A 15,402-nucleotide genomic window follows, 5' to 3' on the forward strand; every position below is an offset into this window, starting at 1 on the left:
GCAGCGTTTGTTAAAGCCTCGGTACTATAAGGCCGCCAGCCAGAACTCTCCGGAGGCAGCATGTTTCGAGCCGCTTCGTCCGCCAGCATCCTTCTCCTTGCCAGCTCGCTTGTGGCCCATGCCGGCGGCGACCCGGCCCTGGGCAAGAAGGCCTTCAACCGGTGCATGGCCTGCCATGAAGCAGCCACCGACCGCGACAAGGTCGGTCCGCATCTGCTGGGCGTCGTTGGTCGCACCGCCGGAAGTGCGGAGAGTTTTCTTGGCCGCTATTCCGAGGCGATGAAGAGTGCCGGCGCCGCCGGCCTGGTCTGGGATGAAGCCAATCTCACCGAGTATCTCAGGGCACCCAAGCTGAAAGTGCCCGGCAACAAGATGGCGTTTGCCGGCCTGGCCAAAGACGACGACATCGCCAATGTCATTGCCTATCTGAAGGCCGATCCCAAGCCCTGATCCGCTGTTCGTCAGCTCTGTAAAGCCGGCTTTCTCCTCGCATATCGCGGCCGCGATTGCTTCGGTGGTTTGCCCAATACAAAGGCATCCGTGCGCCTTCGCCTTGCCGCATGAAAGTTCAATGACAGCTGAACTATGGCTGGTCGGCAAGCTAATCACGCCAAGCCCACGCCTTCACTGGTTTTCAAGACCCTGACGAATTTTTTTGTTTTCACGCCGCCCTTATCTTCACGTCTTTCAATCCCCTGATGCCCCACATATATTCGCCGCTGTTCGCGACCAGCGACGTCATGCCGAAGCGGGAGGCCCCAATGGCGACATTGCAGAATTTCGACGCCGAAATTGCCAAGACCAAGCAGGTCGTGCAGGACATGCGCTCCAAGATCGAGCAATCCGGCACCATGCTTGATACGCTTGCCACATCAGACAAGAAGATCGGCGACGCAAATTTCGACCTCGAGAACGCCCGCATCGAGGATGTGCTGAAGCAGCAGAAGGTGATGGAAGGCAACATTGCCGACCTGATCATCGGGCTGGAGGACGCCACCAACGTCTTCGGCGCCGAGTTCGAGAGCATGAAGAACTACACCGGCTGGGAAAAATTCATTGGCATCTTCTCCAGCCAGAGCAAGCAGCGCATGCGCACCGACCGCGTTCGCAACATGTCGCTGGCCGGCAATCTGCAGGAACTGCTGGTCAAATCCGACACCATCGTCGGCATATTGAAGGCGCAGAAAGAGGTTCTCGACCAACGCTACAAGACCTCGGAAACCAGCCTGTCTCAGGTTATCGAGCGCCGCAAGACCACCATGACCAATCTCGAAGCCGTGCAGAAGCGCATCGAGGAGCTCAACCCGATGCTGCTCGACATCGAAAACAAGATCGCCGCTTCGACCAGCCAGAAAGACCGCACGCAGCTCGAAGGCGAACGCTCCAAGCTGGCGACGGAATACAACGAAAAGCAGGCCAAGGAGCAGGAGCTGCTGGCCGAGAGCCAGACGCTCGAGCGTTACACCTCGATGTTCCAGACCTTCGTCGATTCGCTCAACAACCAGATCGCCGCGCAATCGACGCTGATCAACAAGCTGACCATCGATACCGAGCAGCGCATCGTGCTCTACAAGGCGCTGGAAGATTCGCTGAAGACCGCGGCCCAGCAGGACGTCGCCCACAAGATCAACACGCTGGGCAGCCGGGTCGACAACACCGCCGAGGAAACCATGGCCGGCATCGGTGCCGCATCGCAAAAGCACATCGGTGACCTGCTCGAGATGCACGAGAAGAACATGGTCGCCACCGCCGACATCCAGCGCCGCAAGAAGCTGGCCGACGATGCCTTCGCCCGCCGCTTCGACGAGGTGCTGAAGAAGCACAATTCGGCTAACTACGTGCAGTCTTAAGGGTGACAGCACTGCCCGCGAGCGACCAGGCATGACCCCCGAAAACGAAGCGGCGGCACGGTATTTTTCCGCCATCACGGCCGCGCTCAGCGGCCTTGAAGTGTTCATGCGCGACGATCGCTCGCCGCTCTACCGGCATGGCATCGTCGCCAAGATCGTCGCCGAACACATCGCCAGGCTCGACAAGTCGTTTTCCTGCTGGCGCAACCGGCTCGGCTTCATGGACACATTCCGCATTTCGCGCGCCGAAAGCGGATTTCCGGTGTTCCAGAACCTGCTCGAACTGGAAAACGACCGACGCCAGGCCGACGCGCGGCTTGCCAACATTCCGCTCGCCGGCGAGTTGCGCGAGGAAATGGCCGACTTCATCCTGCGCCACAAGGAATTCCCCGCGGCGCTGCAGAAGTCGATAGCCGAGCGGCTTTATCTCGAGGACGTGAAAAGCGAGAACACCTTCGGCCCGTTCACCCTGGCGCAAACGGCCAAGGTCTCGGTCAATCCGAAGACGGGGCGGCCTTATTATCTCGTCCACTGGGCGACGTTCGACGGCAGCGCCAACCTGCCGCTAGTCTACATGGTGACGGTGGAGGATTCGTCCGAAACGATGATTCGCCAGCTTGTCGATAGAAACGGCAAGCTGAACGAGACGATTGACATTCCGCTGCCGGTCGATGGCCTGCTCAATCCCGAGCTTGCCCACCGTTTCGACGATTTCACCGAGAAGAACTCCGCCTATACGCTGTCGCCGGCGACCATCGCGGTCAATCTCGACAAGGATTTCGAGCCGCTGCACCCCAAGCAGCTGCGCCGCGTCGTGCTCGGCCCGTTCTATTCGGCTGGCATTACCGACAACAATTCGACGGTGACCGAGGTACTCGCCAAGGTGCGCAAGCCCGAAAATGCCTGGCTGCTGACCTGGACCATCCAGGAGGTCTATTCCAAGGCCGAGAAGCCCGGCCGCAAGGGCCTGTTTTCGAGCGAGAAGACGACCCAGGAATTCTTCATCAACACCGACGATCTGGAAGCCGCGCGCCAGGGCGTGTCGAGCTATGAAAACCACGCGCTGATCCCGCACGAGGCCTATCAGGCGCTCTACGCCGCTGGCGAAGCGCAAAAGGTCTTTGCCGGCTACAAGGTTCACATCCTGTCCAACGGACAGGTCATCTCGGACGTCTGACCGTCACACCACGGAGCACCCTTCATGGATACCGGCCTGACCACCATCCCGGAAGCCGCCATCGAGAAGCACCGCGCTACCGCGCAGAGCTTCATCACCCGTGTCGTCGTGCTGGAGGACCCGTCTAGCTCCTCCGGCACAGCGCTTGCCGGCACCAACCGCCGCTTCGTTTCGACCGTCTCGGTCGGTTCGGTGCGCCGCACGCGCGAGGTCGAGCTGTCGAAGACCGTCGGCGCCGTTCATCCCGATGATCAGCTGCTGACCATCCCGCAGCACACGCTCCTGTTTCGCGCCCGGCGCGGCACGGCGATCGCGCTGGCAATATCGGACGTCTTTGCCGAGGGCTCGGACCTTGAAAGTCTGCAGGCCAAGAACACCCGCGCGCCGCTCGAAGGCGACGAGGCGTCTACCTTCAAGAAGCTTCTGTCGGCCTCGGCTTACATTTCGGCCTTCAGCCTCGCCTCCTACCTGTTCCAGCTGATCGACAGCGACGGCGAGGCGCCCAACGACAGTCCCGAACCGGACTTCCTGTTCGACACGCCGCAGGATGCGGTGAAGTCGATCCTGGCCAGCCTCGACAAGGCGATCTCGGGATCGTCCGACGACGCCGACCTGATGACAAGGGCGCGTGCCTTCGCCCGCGTCGCCATCGACGGGCTGCTGGCCCGCAAGGGCCGCTTCGACGGCATCGGCCCGTTCGAGAACGCGCATATCCGTATCGATGCCGACGATTTCACCCTGGATGGTTTCGACGTCGCGCCGGGCAAGCGTTCAAAACCGCTGGTGATGACATTCAAGAAGCCGGAAGAGGTCGTCGGCAATCACATCGCCAAATACCAGTCGGTCAAGCTCGCCAAGATGCTGATGGCCTACGACTTCGAGCGCGAACTCAATCCGTTCGTCGAACTCGGCGGCTTCCTGTTCACCTTCATCGGCGACGGCGCCCCCGGCACCGGCAAGACGACCCTGATCCAGATGATCGCCGGCCTCGTCAACGGCTACTGCCAGGTCGCCGGCTATCCCTTCGCCTACGAGAATTTCGGCGTCGACCAGATCTCGTCCTATCAGGGCAAATCAGGCCAGAACTGCCGCCAGTTCATCAACAATGTGCTGAACCCGCGCGTCATCGGATTCGGCACCATCGACGACATCGACCAGGTGGCGGCGCGCCGCTCAGACGACCGCGCCTCGGCCGGCCAGCAGGAAATCACCGGCGTGTTGATGGATGCCTTCGCCGGTGCCGCGACCGTGGTGCGCGGCAATTGCTCGTTCGGCATGTTCTCCAACTATCCCGAAAATGTCGACGACGCGCTGCGCCAGCGCGCCGGCGCCCGCTGGCTGGTCGACGGGCCGCAGAGCCGCAACGACTACATCGATATTTTTGTCCTGCTGGCGGGAAAAAACCACAAGATCCCGCTCGGCGACCACGATCTCTACGCCGCGCAGGAAATCCAGCGCGCCGTGACCGAAGCCTATGAGGGGCACGAGAAGCCGCAAGAAGACGGGCTGATGAAGGTCTACGAGCGCTACATGAAGGAGAACGGCGCACCGAAATCGATGGCCGACATCGGCACCTATCTGCACCTGATCAAGGATGCCGAGCCCCGCTTCACCGGCCGCGCCATCAAAAACGTCACCGACGCCATCAAGATGCGCGCCATGGACATCGAGCTTCCCGACGACTGGTTCGAGAAGCCGGAAGTCTTCATGCACAAGGGTTATGACGAGAAGAAAGCGATGATCGAGGAACTGCGCGGCCCCTTTTCGATGGACATGGTCATGCAGGAGATCAACCGCTACGCCGACTCGGAGTTCCGCTATTCCGACAAGTCCGACGACTCCGCCGTACAAAAGCTGCTGCGCGACGCCCGCCTGCGCGAACGGGCCGCGCGCGAGATGGAGGAGATGAAGAAGAAGGGGCTGTGGAATGCGTGAGTGCGCGCCTACCCCCCTCTGGCCTGCCGGCCATCTCCCCCTCAAGGGGGGAGATCGACTTTCACCATCGCTTTTGCCAATCTTCGACCTATCTGGAGAAGCGACACGGACGACGCTGCCAATCTCCCCCCTTGAGGGGGAGATTGCCGGCAGGCCAGAGGGGGGTGCTGGCACGCTCCTCGGGAGCGATGCACCTTGACCACAAAACCCGCCAAACCCGATCTCCTGCGCGACAACGAGCTGATCTATGGCCGGCTGCTGACGGTCGACGAGCCGCATTTGATCCAGCGCTACAACAAGGCGCTCGCCGCATTCGGCTTGAAGCCGACCAAACTAAAGAGCTTGCAGATCGACCGCACCGGCTTCTCGCCTGAAGTGGCCGAGGAATGCGATGATTATGACTATCTCGATCCCAACGAGGTCAACCGCCGCTTCATCATCCTGACGCCGTCGCAGATCGACCTGCCGGTGGTGCACACCGCCTTCTCCAACACCTCGCAACTGATGTTCGAGTTCATGTCCAGGAACCGGCGCGCCATCGATGCGCTGACGATCAAGGACGTCATCTACGGCGAGATCGAGGATTCCATTCCGAAGGTCAACGACATCGAGGATTTGCTGTCGATCAGCCAGGTCGAATTCAAGGTGCTGTCGGCCGAGGATGTGCTGGGCAAGGCCGCCGAACTCGGCAAGCTCGTGGACCGGCTGAAGCAGGAGCCCGATGCCTGGCGCGACAGCGCCATGCTGAACCGGATGGTGGAGCTTGCCAAGATCTGCGGCGACATCCGCGAGAACGCGCTGGTGCCCGACCAGGTGATCTTCCGCCACAATGCCTACTGGACCAGTCACTTCGGCGGTCTCTACGTGTTCGTCGACCCTGATATAACGACGGTGATCAGCGATCCGGCCGCCCCCGGTTTCCGCCGCTCGCGGCCGTGGCAGGTCAGCTATCTCTCGATCAACGACGCCGACAAGGTGTTCAAGTTCCTCGCCACCACCGGCCGCATCGAGCTGCCGCGTGCCTCCTGGGTGGAGACCTCGGGCTATCTCGAGCACCGCGCCGAGATGGTGGTGCGCGCGCTGATCCGCGATGCCGAGCCGAACCGCAATTTGACCGATGTCGACAAGGTCTGGCTGCAGACCTGGATCCAGAGCCATGCCGACCTGATCACCAGAGACGGCAATTTTCCGTTCCTCAACGCCGCCAAGCGCGAGATCGCCCAACTCGGCCACCTCAAGATCGAGGATGTCTTCCCGCAGCAACGTTTCCTTGTCATCCGCGCCAAGCCTGACCACCCCGACGCCTGGCTGACCAACCGGCTGATCTCGGATTTCGTACCGTCGGACTTCGTTTCGCGCTACATCTTCAACAAGGACGGCTTTTATGAGGACTATGGCGGCTTCAGCGACGCGTGGCGATCGCATGTTGTGGACGTTCTCAAAACCACATATTTGAAGGACAAGGTGGCGTTTCGCACACGCCTCTACGGCCTGACTGACTAGAACGAAATGAATCGTTATGTCGTTCTAACTTCTTGTTTTGGCGCATGATGTTATCCAAAAAGCCTGCAACTTTTTGGCGTCATGCTTTGAGGGGGTGACACAGCCATGCTCGATCCGATCGTGAATTTCTTCACCCGCATTTTCCAGTGGATTGGCCGCGGCATCGGCCTGTTGATCGGCGTCATCCTGTGGCCGTTCCTGTGGGCCGGGCGCTGGTACACGCAGCGCGGCTGGATCCTCAAGGCGGCGGTCGGCCTCGCCCTGCTGGTGCTGATCGGCCTCTACGCCAATTTCTTCTACGCCACCCAATGGTGGAACAATTTCAACCCGAACTATCCCGACACCTACACGTTCGAGAAGCGCAATGTCTCCGCCGGCGAACAGGTCTCCGCCGGCGCCGGCACCGACACCGCCAAGACCTGCGGCAACTCCGGCATTGCCCAGATCGCCGCCGACCTGACCGACTTCAACGTCAACCAGAATGCCTGGATCTCGTCGATGATCCTCTACAAGCTTGGCCTGTTCGGCATCGACTGGGACAACACGCCGTGGATGGACAACAAGGCCTCCTTCCAGCGCGGCATCAACCAGGCGGTGCGGCGCACCGCGACCGAACTCGCTGACAATCTCGGCCGCGTCCGCACCACCTCGCAGATCGACAGCGATCTGCAGAATGCCCGCGGCAACCTGCAGTTCGACGAGGAGACCTGGTATTTCGGCCTGAACCCGTTCGGCCCCAAGACGCCGACACCGAGCTACTATCGCGACGCTGTGCGCATGCTGCGTTCCTTCAACGCTCGCCTTGCTACCTGCCAGGCGACATTCGACGCCCGCGCCGACAATCTGAAACAGTATATCGACCGCATCTCGTCCGACATCGGCTCGACCTCGGCGATCCTCAAGGAACGCGCCGAGAACCACAACAATGGCTGGTTCGACTTCCGCGCCGACGACCGCTACTGGTTCGCCTATGGCCAGCTCTATGGCTATTACGGCCTGATGAAGGGCGCCCAGGCCGACTTCGAGGACGTCATCAAGGAAAAGCATCTGCAGAACCTGTGGGACACAATGGACTCGCAGTTCGTTTCGGCGCTGAAGATCCAGCCTTTCATCATCGCCAATGGCCGCGAGGATGGCTGGCTGTTGCCGACGCATCTGACGACGATGGGCTTCTATGTGCTCAGGGTGCGCTCCAACATGGTCGAAATCAGCAACGTTCTGACGCAGTAGCGCTGTTCCATTAGGGACCAGGCGATGGCGAATTTGCGCCGTCGCCTCTGTCGCATTCCGTGCATTGTGCGGCTGTTTTGAGACGGCGGCGCGGCGTGTCCTCTGGCTTCTATACGGCGCGGCAACGGAGCCAGGAAGAACCGATGACAGGTCGGCCGGTCCGCAGAGGAATTTTCTCTATAGGAAACATAGTTGCATGAAAGTTGACGCCGCGGCAGCGACAGGGTTAGAACATGCCCGCGCCCGGGTCCAACCTGCCTGCGAGTAAGATCAACCCGTCCCCTCCATCGTCCAATCCAGAGGAAAGCCGTCATGGCCGAAGTGAAGTCCGACATCGAGATCGCGCGCGGCGCCAGGAAAAAGCAGATCCAGGAGATCGGCCAGAAGATCGGTATCCCGACCGAACATTTGCTGCCCTATGGCCACGACAAGGCCAAGATCTCAGCTGAATTCATCAAATCGGTGAAGGGCAACAAGGACGGTAAGCTGATCCTCGTCACCGCCATCAACCCGACGCCGGCCGGCGAAGGCAAGACCACGACCACGGTCGGTCTCGGCGACGGCCTGAACCGCATCGGCAAGAAGGCGATCATCTGCATCCGCGAGGCCTCGCTGGGCCCGAACTTCGGCGTCAAGGGCGGTGCCGCCGGCGGCGGCTATGCGCAAGTCGTGCCGATGGAGGACATGAACCTCCACTTCACCGGCGACTTCCATGCCATCACCACGGCGCACAACCTGCTTTCGGCGCTGATCGACAACCACATCTACTGGGGCAATGAGCTCGGCATCGACACCCGCCGCGTCGTCTGGCGCCGCGTCATGGACATGAACGACCGCGCGCTGCGCGAAATCATCTGCTCGCTCGGCGGCGTCGCCAACGGATTCCCGCGCGAGGGCGGTTTCGATATCACCGTCGCCTCGGAAGTCATGGCCATCCTGTGCCTGTCGACCGACCTGAAGGACCTCGAAAAGCGCCTCGGCGACATCATCGTCGCCTATCGCCGCGACAAGTCGCCGGTCTATGCCCGCGACCTCAAGGCCGACGGCGCCATGGCCGTGCTGTTGAAGGACGCCATGCAGCCGAACCTGGTGCAGACGCTGGAGAACAACCCGGCCTTCGTGCATGGCGGCCCGTTCGCCAACATCGCGCATGGCTGCAACTCGGTCGTCGCCACCACGACGGCGCTCAAGCTCGCCGACTACGTCGTCACCGAAGCCGGCTTCGGCGCTGACCTCGGTGCTGAAAAGTTCTTCGACATCAAGTGCCGCAAGGCGGGCCTCAAGCCGGCGGCGGCCGTCATTGTCGCCACCGTGCGCGCCATGAAAATGAATGGCGGCGTCAAGAAGGAAGACCTCGGCAAGGAAAACGTCGAAGCGGTGAAGAAGGGCTGCGCCAATCTCGGCCGCCACATCGAGAACATCCGCCAGTTCGGCGTGCCGGCGGTGGTTGCCATCAACCACTTCTACTCCGACACCGACGCCGAGATCCAGGCGATGAAGGACTATGTCGCATCGATGGGCGAAGAGGCGATCCTGTGCAAGCACTGGGCGCACGGCTCGGCCGGCATCGAGGATCTCGCCAACAAGGTGGTGGCACTGGCCGAATCCGGTGCTTCGCAGTTCGCGCCGCTCTATCCCGATGCCATGCCGCTGTTCGAGAAGATCAACACCATCGTCCAGCGCATCTATCGCGGCTCGGAAGCGATCGCCGACAAGTCGGTGCGCGACCAGCTCAAGGCCTGGGAAGACGCCGGCTACGGCCACTTGCCGGTGTGCATGGCCAAGACGCAGTACTCGTTCTCGACCGACCCGAACCTGCGCGGCGCGCCGACCGGCCACACGGTGCCGGTGCGCGAGGTCAGGCTGTCGGCCGGTGCCGGCTTCGTCGTCATCATCTGCGGCGAGGTCATGACCATGCCCGGCCTGCCCAAGGCGCCGTCCTCGGAAAAGATCTTCCTCAACGAGATGGGCCAGATCGAAGGCCTGTTCTAAAATCCTTCAGTTCAAACCGCAAAGGGCGCCGCAGCGATGCGGCGCCCGTCTGTTTTCGGATAACCCTAAGCAGCGCTGCGCGACAGCGCCCGCTGGTTGGAGCCGAAGATCGTGTCGCGTTCCGGCAACGCGCCGGTTTTCAGGCACTCGACCCATTCGGCGGTCTTGAGCACCGCCGCGAAGCGCGACTGCAGGATGATCGTGACCACGCGGTGGATCTCCTCGGCCGAGGCGTAGCCGGCGCTGTTGGCGTAAGGCACCGAGCCGGTCGCATCCGACAGGAACTCGACGGCAAAGCCCATATGCACGGCGTGGATGATGGTCGACAGGTCGCAATTATGCGTCATGTAGCCGACCACAGTGATCGTGTCGATGGCATTGGCGCGCAGCCAGTCCTCGAGATCGGTGCCGGTGAAGGCGGAGGGCAGGTTCTTTTCGACATAATGGTCGCGCTCGCGCCTGGCGATCTCGGGATGCAGTTCCCCGCCGTGGCTGCCCCTAGCGAAGATCGGCGATGTCTCCGGCGCCATCTGCTTGACGACCACCACCTTGATGCCGGCAGCAGTCGCTGCATCCATCGCCCGCGCCACATTGACGACGCTGTCGCGGAACGGCGGATGCTGGATGGCGAGATTGCCGCCGTCATAGTCGTTCTGCACATCGACGACGATCAGCGCCCGGCGTGGCGTGGTGTTGGCTGGGTCAGACATGGTGTTTTCCTTTCCGGCTTGAATGCGATGGGCCGAAAATAGACGGGTCGCCGGCCTGCTAAAAGTGGCCCGATTGACATCATTCGAAAGAATTGGGACAATCCGCTTTCAACTACCGGAAGCACCCATGACCGACCCGATCATTGCCGTCCTCGCCTTCGACGACATCAGCCCGTTCCATCTTTCGGTGCCGTGCCTGGTCTTCGGCGAGGACAGGACGGCGCTTGGCCTGCCGCGCTTCGACTTCCGCATCTGCGCGGTCAAGGCCGGTCCGATCCACACAGAAGCCGGACTGACAATTGCCGCGCCGCATGGGCTCGAAGGGCTCGACGGCGCCGACATCGTCATCGTCCCAAGCTGGCATCATCTCGGCGAGCCGGCACCGCCGCTGCTGATGGAGGCGCTGCGCCGGGCGCACCGACGCGGCGCCCTGATCGTCGGCCTGTGCCTCGGAACCTTCGCCATTGCCGCTGCCGGACTGCTTTCGGGCCGTCGTGCCGCGACGCACTGGGCCTATTCCGAACAATTGCAGACACTCCATCCCGACGTCGCCGTCGATGCCTCGGTGCTCTATGTCGACAATGGCGACATAGTGACCTCGGCCGGCGTCGCCGCCGGTCTGGACTGCTGTCTTCACATCGTGCGCGCCCGCTACGGCGCGGAAGCCGCACTGCGGCTCGCACGCCAGATCGTCCTTTCTCCGCATCGGCAGGGCGGGCAGGCGCAATTCATCGAGCATCCGGTGGCAAGAAGCGCGGACGCCGACCGGTTCACCCAAGCCCTCGACGCGGTTCGCGCGGCGCTCGGAGAGACGCATAGCCTGGATAGCGTCGCCGAGGCCGCCGGCCTGACCCGGCGCACCTTTACCCGCCGCTTCCAAAAATCGATCGGCACCAGTTTCGGCGATTGGCTGACCAGCCAGCGGATAGAACTGGCTCAACGGTTGCTGGAGGCAACGGAGAAATCGACGGACATGGTGGCGTTCGAAGCCGGCTTCGGCAGCGCCACCTCGCTGCGCCAGCATTTCGCCGCAAGGCTCAGGACATCGCCGGCGCAATATCGGCGCGAATTCTCCAGGCGAGCCGGTCAGGACGAGCGCATGGCGTACGTCCTGTCGTCCTGATCTGTTCAGTCCCGCTTGACCTGATGTGCCGGATTGCCGACCACCGTGGTGTTCGCAGCCACGTCGCGTGTCACCACCGCGCCGGCGCCGACGATGGCACCTTCACCGATGCTGACGCCGCCAAGGATGACGGCTGAGCCGCCGATCCACGCATTGGCGCCGATCTCGACCGGCTTGGCGATCTCCAGTCCAGCTTGCCGCCCAGCGGGCTCCCTATGGTGCTCGGCGCAGTAGATCTGAACATTGGGGCCGAGCAGCGTTCCCTTGCCGATGCGCACACTCGCTGTGTCGAGGATGGTGCAGCCGGCATTAAGGAAGACGCCGTCGCCGAGAAAGATGTTGAAACCATAGGCGCAGTGAAACGGTGCCTCGATGCGGGCGCCCTCGCCGGCGTTGCCGAGCAAAGCTCTCAAGCCCGGCCCGAGATTGCCGCGCTGCCGCGGCGGCAGCGAGTTATGCTCGAACACCGCGTCACGCGCTACCACACGCAAGGACTCCAGCTCGTTATCGAGGCAGGTGTACCATTCGCCGGCCGCCATCTTCACGCGCTCGCTCTTAGCCATGACGCGGTCTCCAATTCACGTCCTTGCAAAGCACAAGTGCAGCCAACAGAAAAGCGCCTGATGCAAGTACTGGTCAAATATTGGACCTATGGTAGCCTGTGTCTCAAGGCCGTCTTGGCCCGGTGATCGAGGGGGATCGACCATGCTCTACATTCTCGCACTTCTGATCGGCGTCATTGCCGGTCTTCGCGCCATGACGGCGCCGGCTGCCGTTGCCTGGGGCGCTTATCTCGGCTGGCTGCCGGTTGCCGGCACCTGGGCGAGCTTCATGAATCACTGGGCGGCTATCGGCATCTTCACCATCCTGGCCATCGTCGAACTGGTCACCGACCAGTTGCCGTCGACGCCGAGCCGTAAAGTGCCGCAGCAATTCGGCGCCCGCATCGTCATGGGCGCCTTCACCGGCGCGGTGATCGGCGCGACAGGCGGCGCCACCATCGGCGGCTTGATTGCCGGCGCCATCGGCGCTGTCATCGGCACGCTGGGCGGCGCTGAAGCTCGCGGCCGGCTCGCAGCCGCCTTCGGCAAGGATCCGCCCGCCGCCTTCATCGAGGACGCGGTGGCGATCATCGGCGGTCTGCTGATCGTGGCTGCGGTGGCATGACGACGAAAACCTTCGACGCCATCATCATCGGTGCCGGACAGGCTGGCCCTCCGCTGGCCGGCCGGCTGACGGCCGCCGGCAGGAGCGTGGCGCTGATCGAGCGCAAGCTGGTCGGCGGCACTTGCGTCAACACCGGCTGCATGCCGACCAAGACCATGGTCGCCAGCGCCTATGCCGCGCATCTGGCGCGCCGCGCCGCCGACTACGGCGTGACGCTCAGTGGCCCCGTCGGCGTCGACTATGCCAGGATCAAGGCGCGCAAGGACAAGGTGACGATCGAAGCTCGCACCAATCTCGAGACCTGGATTGCCGGCATGGACAAATGCACCCTCTATCGCGGCCATGCGCGTTTCGAATCCGCCAACACGGTGCGCGTCGGCGACGATCTGCTGACCGCCGAAAATATCTTCCTCAACACCGGCGGCCGCGCCTCGGTCCCAGACCTGCCCGGCATCCACGACATCGACTATCTGACCAATTCCTCGATGATGAATCTCGACGTGCTGCCGCGCCATCTCATCGTCGTCGGTGGCAGTTACATCTCGCTCGAATTCGCACAGATGTTCCGCCGCTTCGGCTCGGAGGTCACAGTCATCGAAAAGAGCCCACGCCTGACCGGCCGCGAGGACGAGGACGTCTCTGCCGCCATCCTGTCGATCCTCGAAAACGAAGGCATCGCGGTCCATCTCGGCGCCGACGACATCGCTTTCGCCAGACAAGGCCAGGACATTGCCGTGACCTTCTCCGCCGGCAAACCGCCGGTGGTCGGCTCTCACGTGCTGCTGGCTCTGGGGCGGACGCCCAACACCGATGACCTCGGCCTGGAGAGGGCTGGCGTGGAGGTCGACAAGCGCGGCTTCGTCTCTGTAGACGACCAGTTGCGCAGCAGCGTGCCCGGCATCTGGGCGATGGGCGACTGCAACGGCAGGGGCGCCTTCACCCACACCTCCTACAACGACTACGAGATCGTCGCCGCCAACCTGCTGGACAATGATCCGCGCAAGGTCAGTGATCGCATCGAAGCCTATGCGCTCTACATCGACCCACCGCTCGGCCGCTGCGGCATGACCGAGGCCGCGGTGAAGAAATCCGGCCGTCGCGCGCTGGTCGGCCAGCGGCCGATGACCCGCGTCGGCCGCGCTATCGAAAAGGGCGAGACGCAGGGTTTCACGAAGATCCTGGTCGACGCAGACACGAGGGAGATCCTCGGCTGCTCGGTGCTCGGACCCGGCGGCGACGAGGTTATCCATTGCGTGCTCGACCTGATGTACGCCAAGGCGCCCGTCGACACGCTCGCGCGTGCCGTGCATATCCACCCGAATGTCTCGGAACTGTTGCCCACCATTGCTCAGGAACTGAAGCCGCTGGCTTGACAGCCTGTTGGCGACCCATTTCAAAGCTCTTCCTTTTCTGCATCGCTGCAATGCAGCAATGCCGCTTGCGCACGGCGGCGTCCTTCGCGCAGTCTCAATTTGAACCGATTCAGTCTGGACGCCCCATGCCCTTGCCGATCCTTGCGCTTGCCATTGCGTCCTTCTGCATCGGCACCACCGAATTCGTCATCATGGGCCTGCTGCCCGAGGTCGCGGCCGACCTCGGCGTGTCAATCCCTTCGGCGGGTCTGCTGGTCACCGGCTATGCGCTGGGCGTCGTCTTCGGCGCCCCGATCGTCGCCATGGCCACCGCGCATTTGCCGCGCAAGCCGGTGCTGGTCGGGCTGGCCGTGCTGTTCGTCGTCGGCAATCTGTTTTGCGCCATCTCGCCCAACTACTGGACGCTGATGGCGGCGCGCGTTTTCACCGCTTTCGGCCATGGCGCCTTCTTCGGCATCGGCTCGGTCGTTGCCGCCAGCCTGGTGCCGCGCAACAAACGGGCCAGCGCCATCGCGCTGATGTTCGCCGGGCTGACGCTCTCCAACATCCTGGGTGTTCCCGCCGGAACCGCACTTGGCGAAGCGTTCGGCTGGCGCTCCACCTTCGTTGCCGTGGTCGGTATCGGCCTGATCTCGGTGGCAGCGATCGCCTGGCTGGTGCCGTCCGATGTCGCCCAGCCAAGCGGTGGCGGCCTGCGCGGCGAGCTACGCGTGCTGGGCAAGCTGCAGGTCTGGCTGGCCATGCTGATCGCGGCGCTGACTTCCGCAAGCCTGTTCACCGTCTTCACCTACATCAAGCCCTACCTCACCGAGGTATCGGGCTTGTCGACCTCCGCAGTCACGTGGGTTCTGCTGCTGTTCGGCGCGGGTATGACCATCGGCAACATTATCGGCGGCAGACTGGCCGACTGGAAACTGATGCCGACGGTGATCGGCACGCTGCTGCTGATGGCCCTGCTTTTCGTTGGCTTCAGGCAGTTCGGCGCAATCGCCAGCGTTGCCGTCGGCATCGTCTTCCTGTGGGGCCTGCTCATCTTCGTCGTCGTGCCGCCGCTGCAGATCCGGGTCGTCGAGGCGGCCTCCGAGGGACCGAACCTCGCCGCCACGCTGAACCAGGGCGCCTTCAATGTCGGCAATGCCAGCGGCGCCTGGATTGGCGGCGTGGCCCTTTCCGCCGGTGTTTCCTATGCCAATTTGCCGCTGGTCGGCGCAGCACTCGCTTTGTTGGCAGTGACCGTCGCCGTGCTGTCACAGGCGCTGGACCGGCGCGCGCCGGTCATCCCGCTCCCGGCTGAATAGTCTCTTGCGCCTATAGCGCGGCGGGCTGGACCAATCGACATAGG

At 62.6% G+C, this 15,402-nt stretch carries 13 protein-coding genes; 11 read left to right on the plus strand and 2 right to left on the minus strand.

All coding sequences use genetic code 11. The features are described 5' to 3' along the window. Positions 1 to 60: 60 nt before the first annotated feature. The 7 genes from NKH95_RS13795 to NKH95_RS13825 all read left to right on the plus strand — a co-directional run bounded on the left by NKH95_RS13795 (position 61) and on the right by NKH95_RS13825 (position 9,687). The gene (locus NKH95_RS13795) at positions 61 to 450 is read left to right on the plus strand and encodes a c-type cytochrome (RefSeq protein ID WP_023809867.1); all 390 of its coding nucleotides are present in this window, start codon (positions 61 to 63) and stop codon (positions 448 to 450) included. A gap of 311 nt (positions 451 to 761) precedes the next feature. Continuing rightward, the gene (locus NKH95_RS13800; RefSeq protein WP_023809868.1) at positions 762 to 1,850 is read left to right on the plus strand and encodes a hypothetical protein; all 1,089 of its coding nucleotides are present in this window, start codon (positions 762 to 764) and stop codon (positions 1,848 to 1,850) included. Positions 1,851 to 1,881: 31 nt separating this feature from the next. Then, entirely contained in the window at positions 1,882 to 3,027 is a 1,146-nt protein-coding gene (locus tag NKH95_RS13805) for a hypothetical protein (RefSeq protein ID WP_023809869.1), read from the plus strand. A gap of 24 nt (positions 3,028 to 3,051) precedes the next feature. Next, complete coding sequence (locus tag NKH95_RS13810; protein ID WP_023809870.1) at positions 3,052 to 4,962, plus strand: AAA family ATPase; 1,911 nt, start codon at positions 3,052 to 3,054, stop codon at positions 4,960 to 4,962. A gap of 195 nt (positions 4,963 to 5,157) precedes the next feature. After that, on the plus strand, positions 5,158 to 6,465 hold the full coding sequence (locus tag NKH95_RS13815; RefSeq protein ID WP_031212740.1) for a DUF6638 family protein: 1,308 nt from the start codon (positions 5,158 to 5,160) through the stop codon (positions 6,463 to 6,465). Positions 6,466 to 6,570: 105 nt separating this feature from the next. After that, entirely contained in the window at positions 6,571 to 7,695 is a 1,125-nt protein-coding gene (locus NKH95_RS13820; RefSeq protein WP_013529949.1) for a DUF2333 family protein, read from the plus strand. Between the two features lie 312 nt (positions 7,696 to 8,007). Then, positions 8,008 to 9,687: a formate--tetrahydrofolate ligase gene (locus tag NKH95_RS13825; RefSeq protein ID WP_023809872.1), complete on the plus strand. Its 1,680-nt coding sequence runs from the start codon at positions 8,008 to 8,010 to the stop codon at positions 9,685 to 9,687. 65 nt (positions 9,688 to 9,752) lie between these two features. Here the strand turns inward: NKH95_RS13825 and NKH95_RS13830 are convergent, their stop codons facing one another. Then, positions 9,753 to 10,397: a cysteine hydrolase family protein gene (locus NKH95_RS13830; RefSeq protein ID WP_023809873.1), complete on the minus strand. Its 645-nt coding sequence runs from the start codon at positions 10,395 to 10,397 to the stop codon at positions 9,753 to 9,755. Positions 10,398 to 10,524: 127 nt separating this feature from the next. Between NKH95_RS13830 and NKH95_RS13835 the strand changes: the two genes are divergently transcribed. Beyond that, positions 10,525 to 11,520, plus strand: coding sequence for a GlxA family transcriptional regulator (locus tag NKH95_RS13835; RefSeq protein ID WP_023809874.1), 996 nt, complete (start codon positions 10,525 to 10,527; stop codon positions 11,518 to 11,520). 5 nt (positions 11,521 to 11,525) lie between these two features. Here NKH95_RS13835 and NKH95_RS13840 read toward each other — a convergent pair whose 3' ends face one another. After that, on the minus strand, positions 11,526 to 12,083 hold the full coding sequence (locus tag NKH95_RS13840; protein WP_128303722.1) for a sugar O-acetyltransferase: 558 nt from the start codon (positions 12,081 to 12,083) through the stop codon (positions 11,526 to 11,528). A gap of 142 nt (positions 12,084 to 12,225) precedes the next feature. On the opposite strand from NKH95_RS13840, the gene NKH95_RS13845 reads away from it, so the two are divergent. The 3 genes from NKH95_RS13845 (at position 12,226) to NKH95_RS13855 (ending at position 15,358) form a co-directional block, all read left to right on the plus strand. Next, entirely contained in the window at positions 12,226 to 12,687 is a 462-nt protein-coding gene (locus tag NKH95_RS13845; protein ID WP_128303721.1) for a DUF4126 domain-containing protein, read from the plus strand. Then, the gene (locus tag NKH95_RS13850; protein ID WP_352891776.1) at positions 12,684 to 14,060 is read left to right on the plus strand and encodes an FAD-containing oxidoreductase; all 1,377 of its coding nucleotides are present in this window, start codon (positions 12,684 to 12,686) and stop codon (positions 14,058 to 14,060) included. The genes NKH95_RS13845 and NKH95_RS13850 overlap by 4 nt, the downstream gene beginning before the upstream one ends. 125 nt (positions 14,061 to 14,185) lie before the next feature. After that, positions 14,186 to 15,358, plus strand: a complete 1,173-nt coding sequence (locus NKH95_RS13855) for an MFS transporter (protein WP_292702147.1) — start codon at positions 14,186 to 14,188, stop codon at positions 15,356 to 15,358. Positions 15,359 to 15,402: the final 44 nt, after the last annotated feature.

The sequence above is a fragment of the Mesorhizobium sp. M0848 genome, assembly GCF_040319805.1.
Lineage (GTDB): Bacteria > Pseudomonadota > Alphaproteobacteria > Rhizobiales > Rhizobiaceae > Mesorhizobium.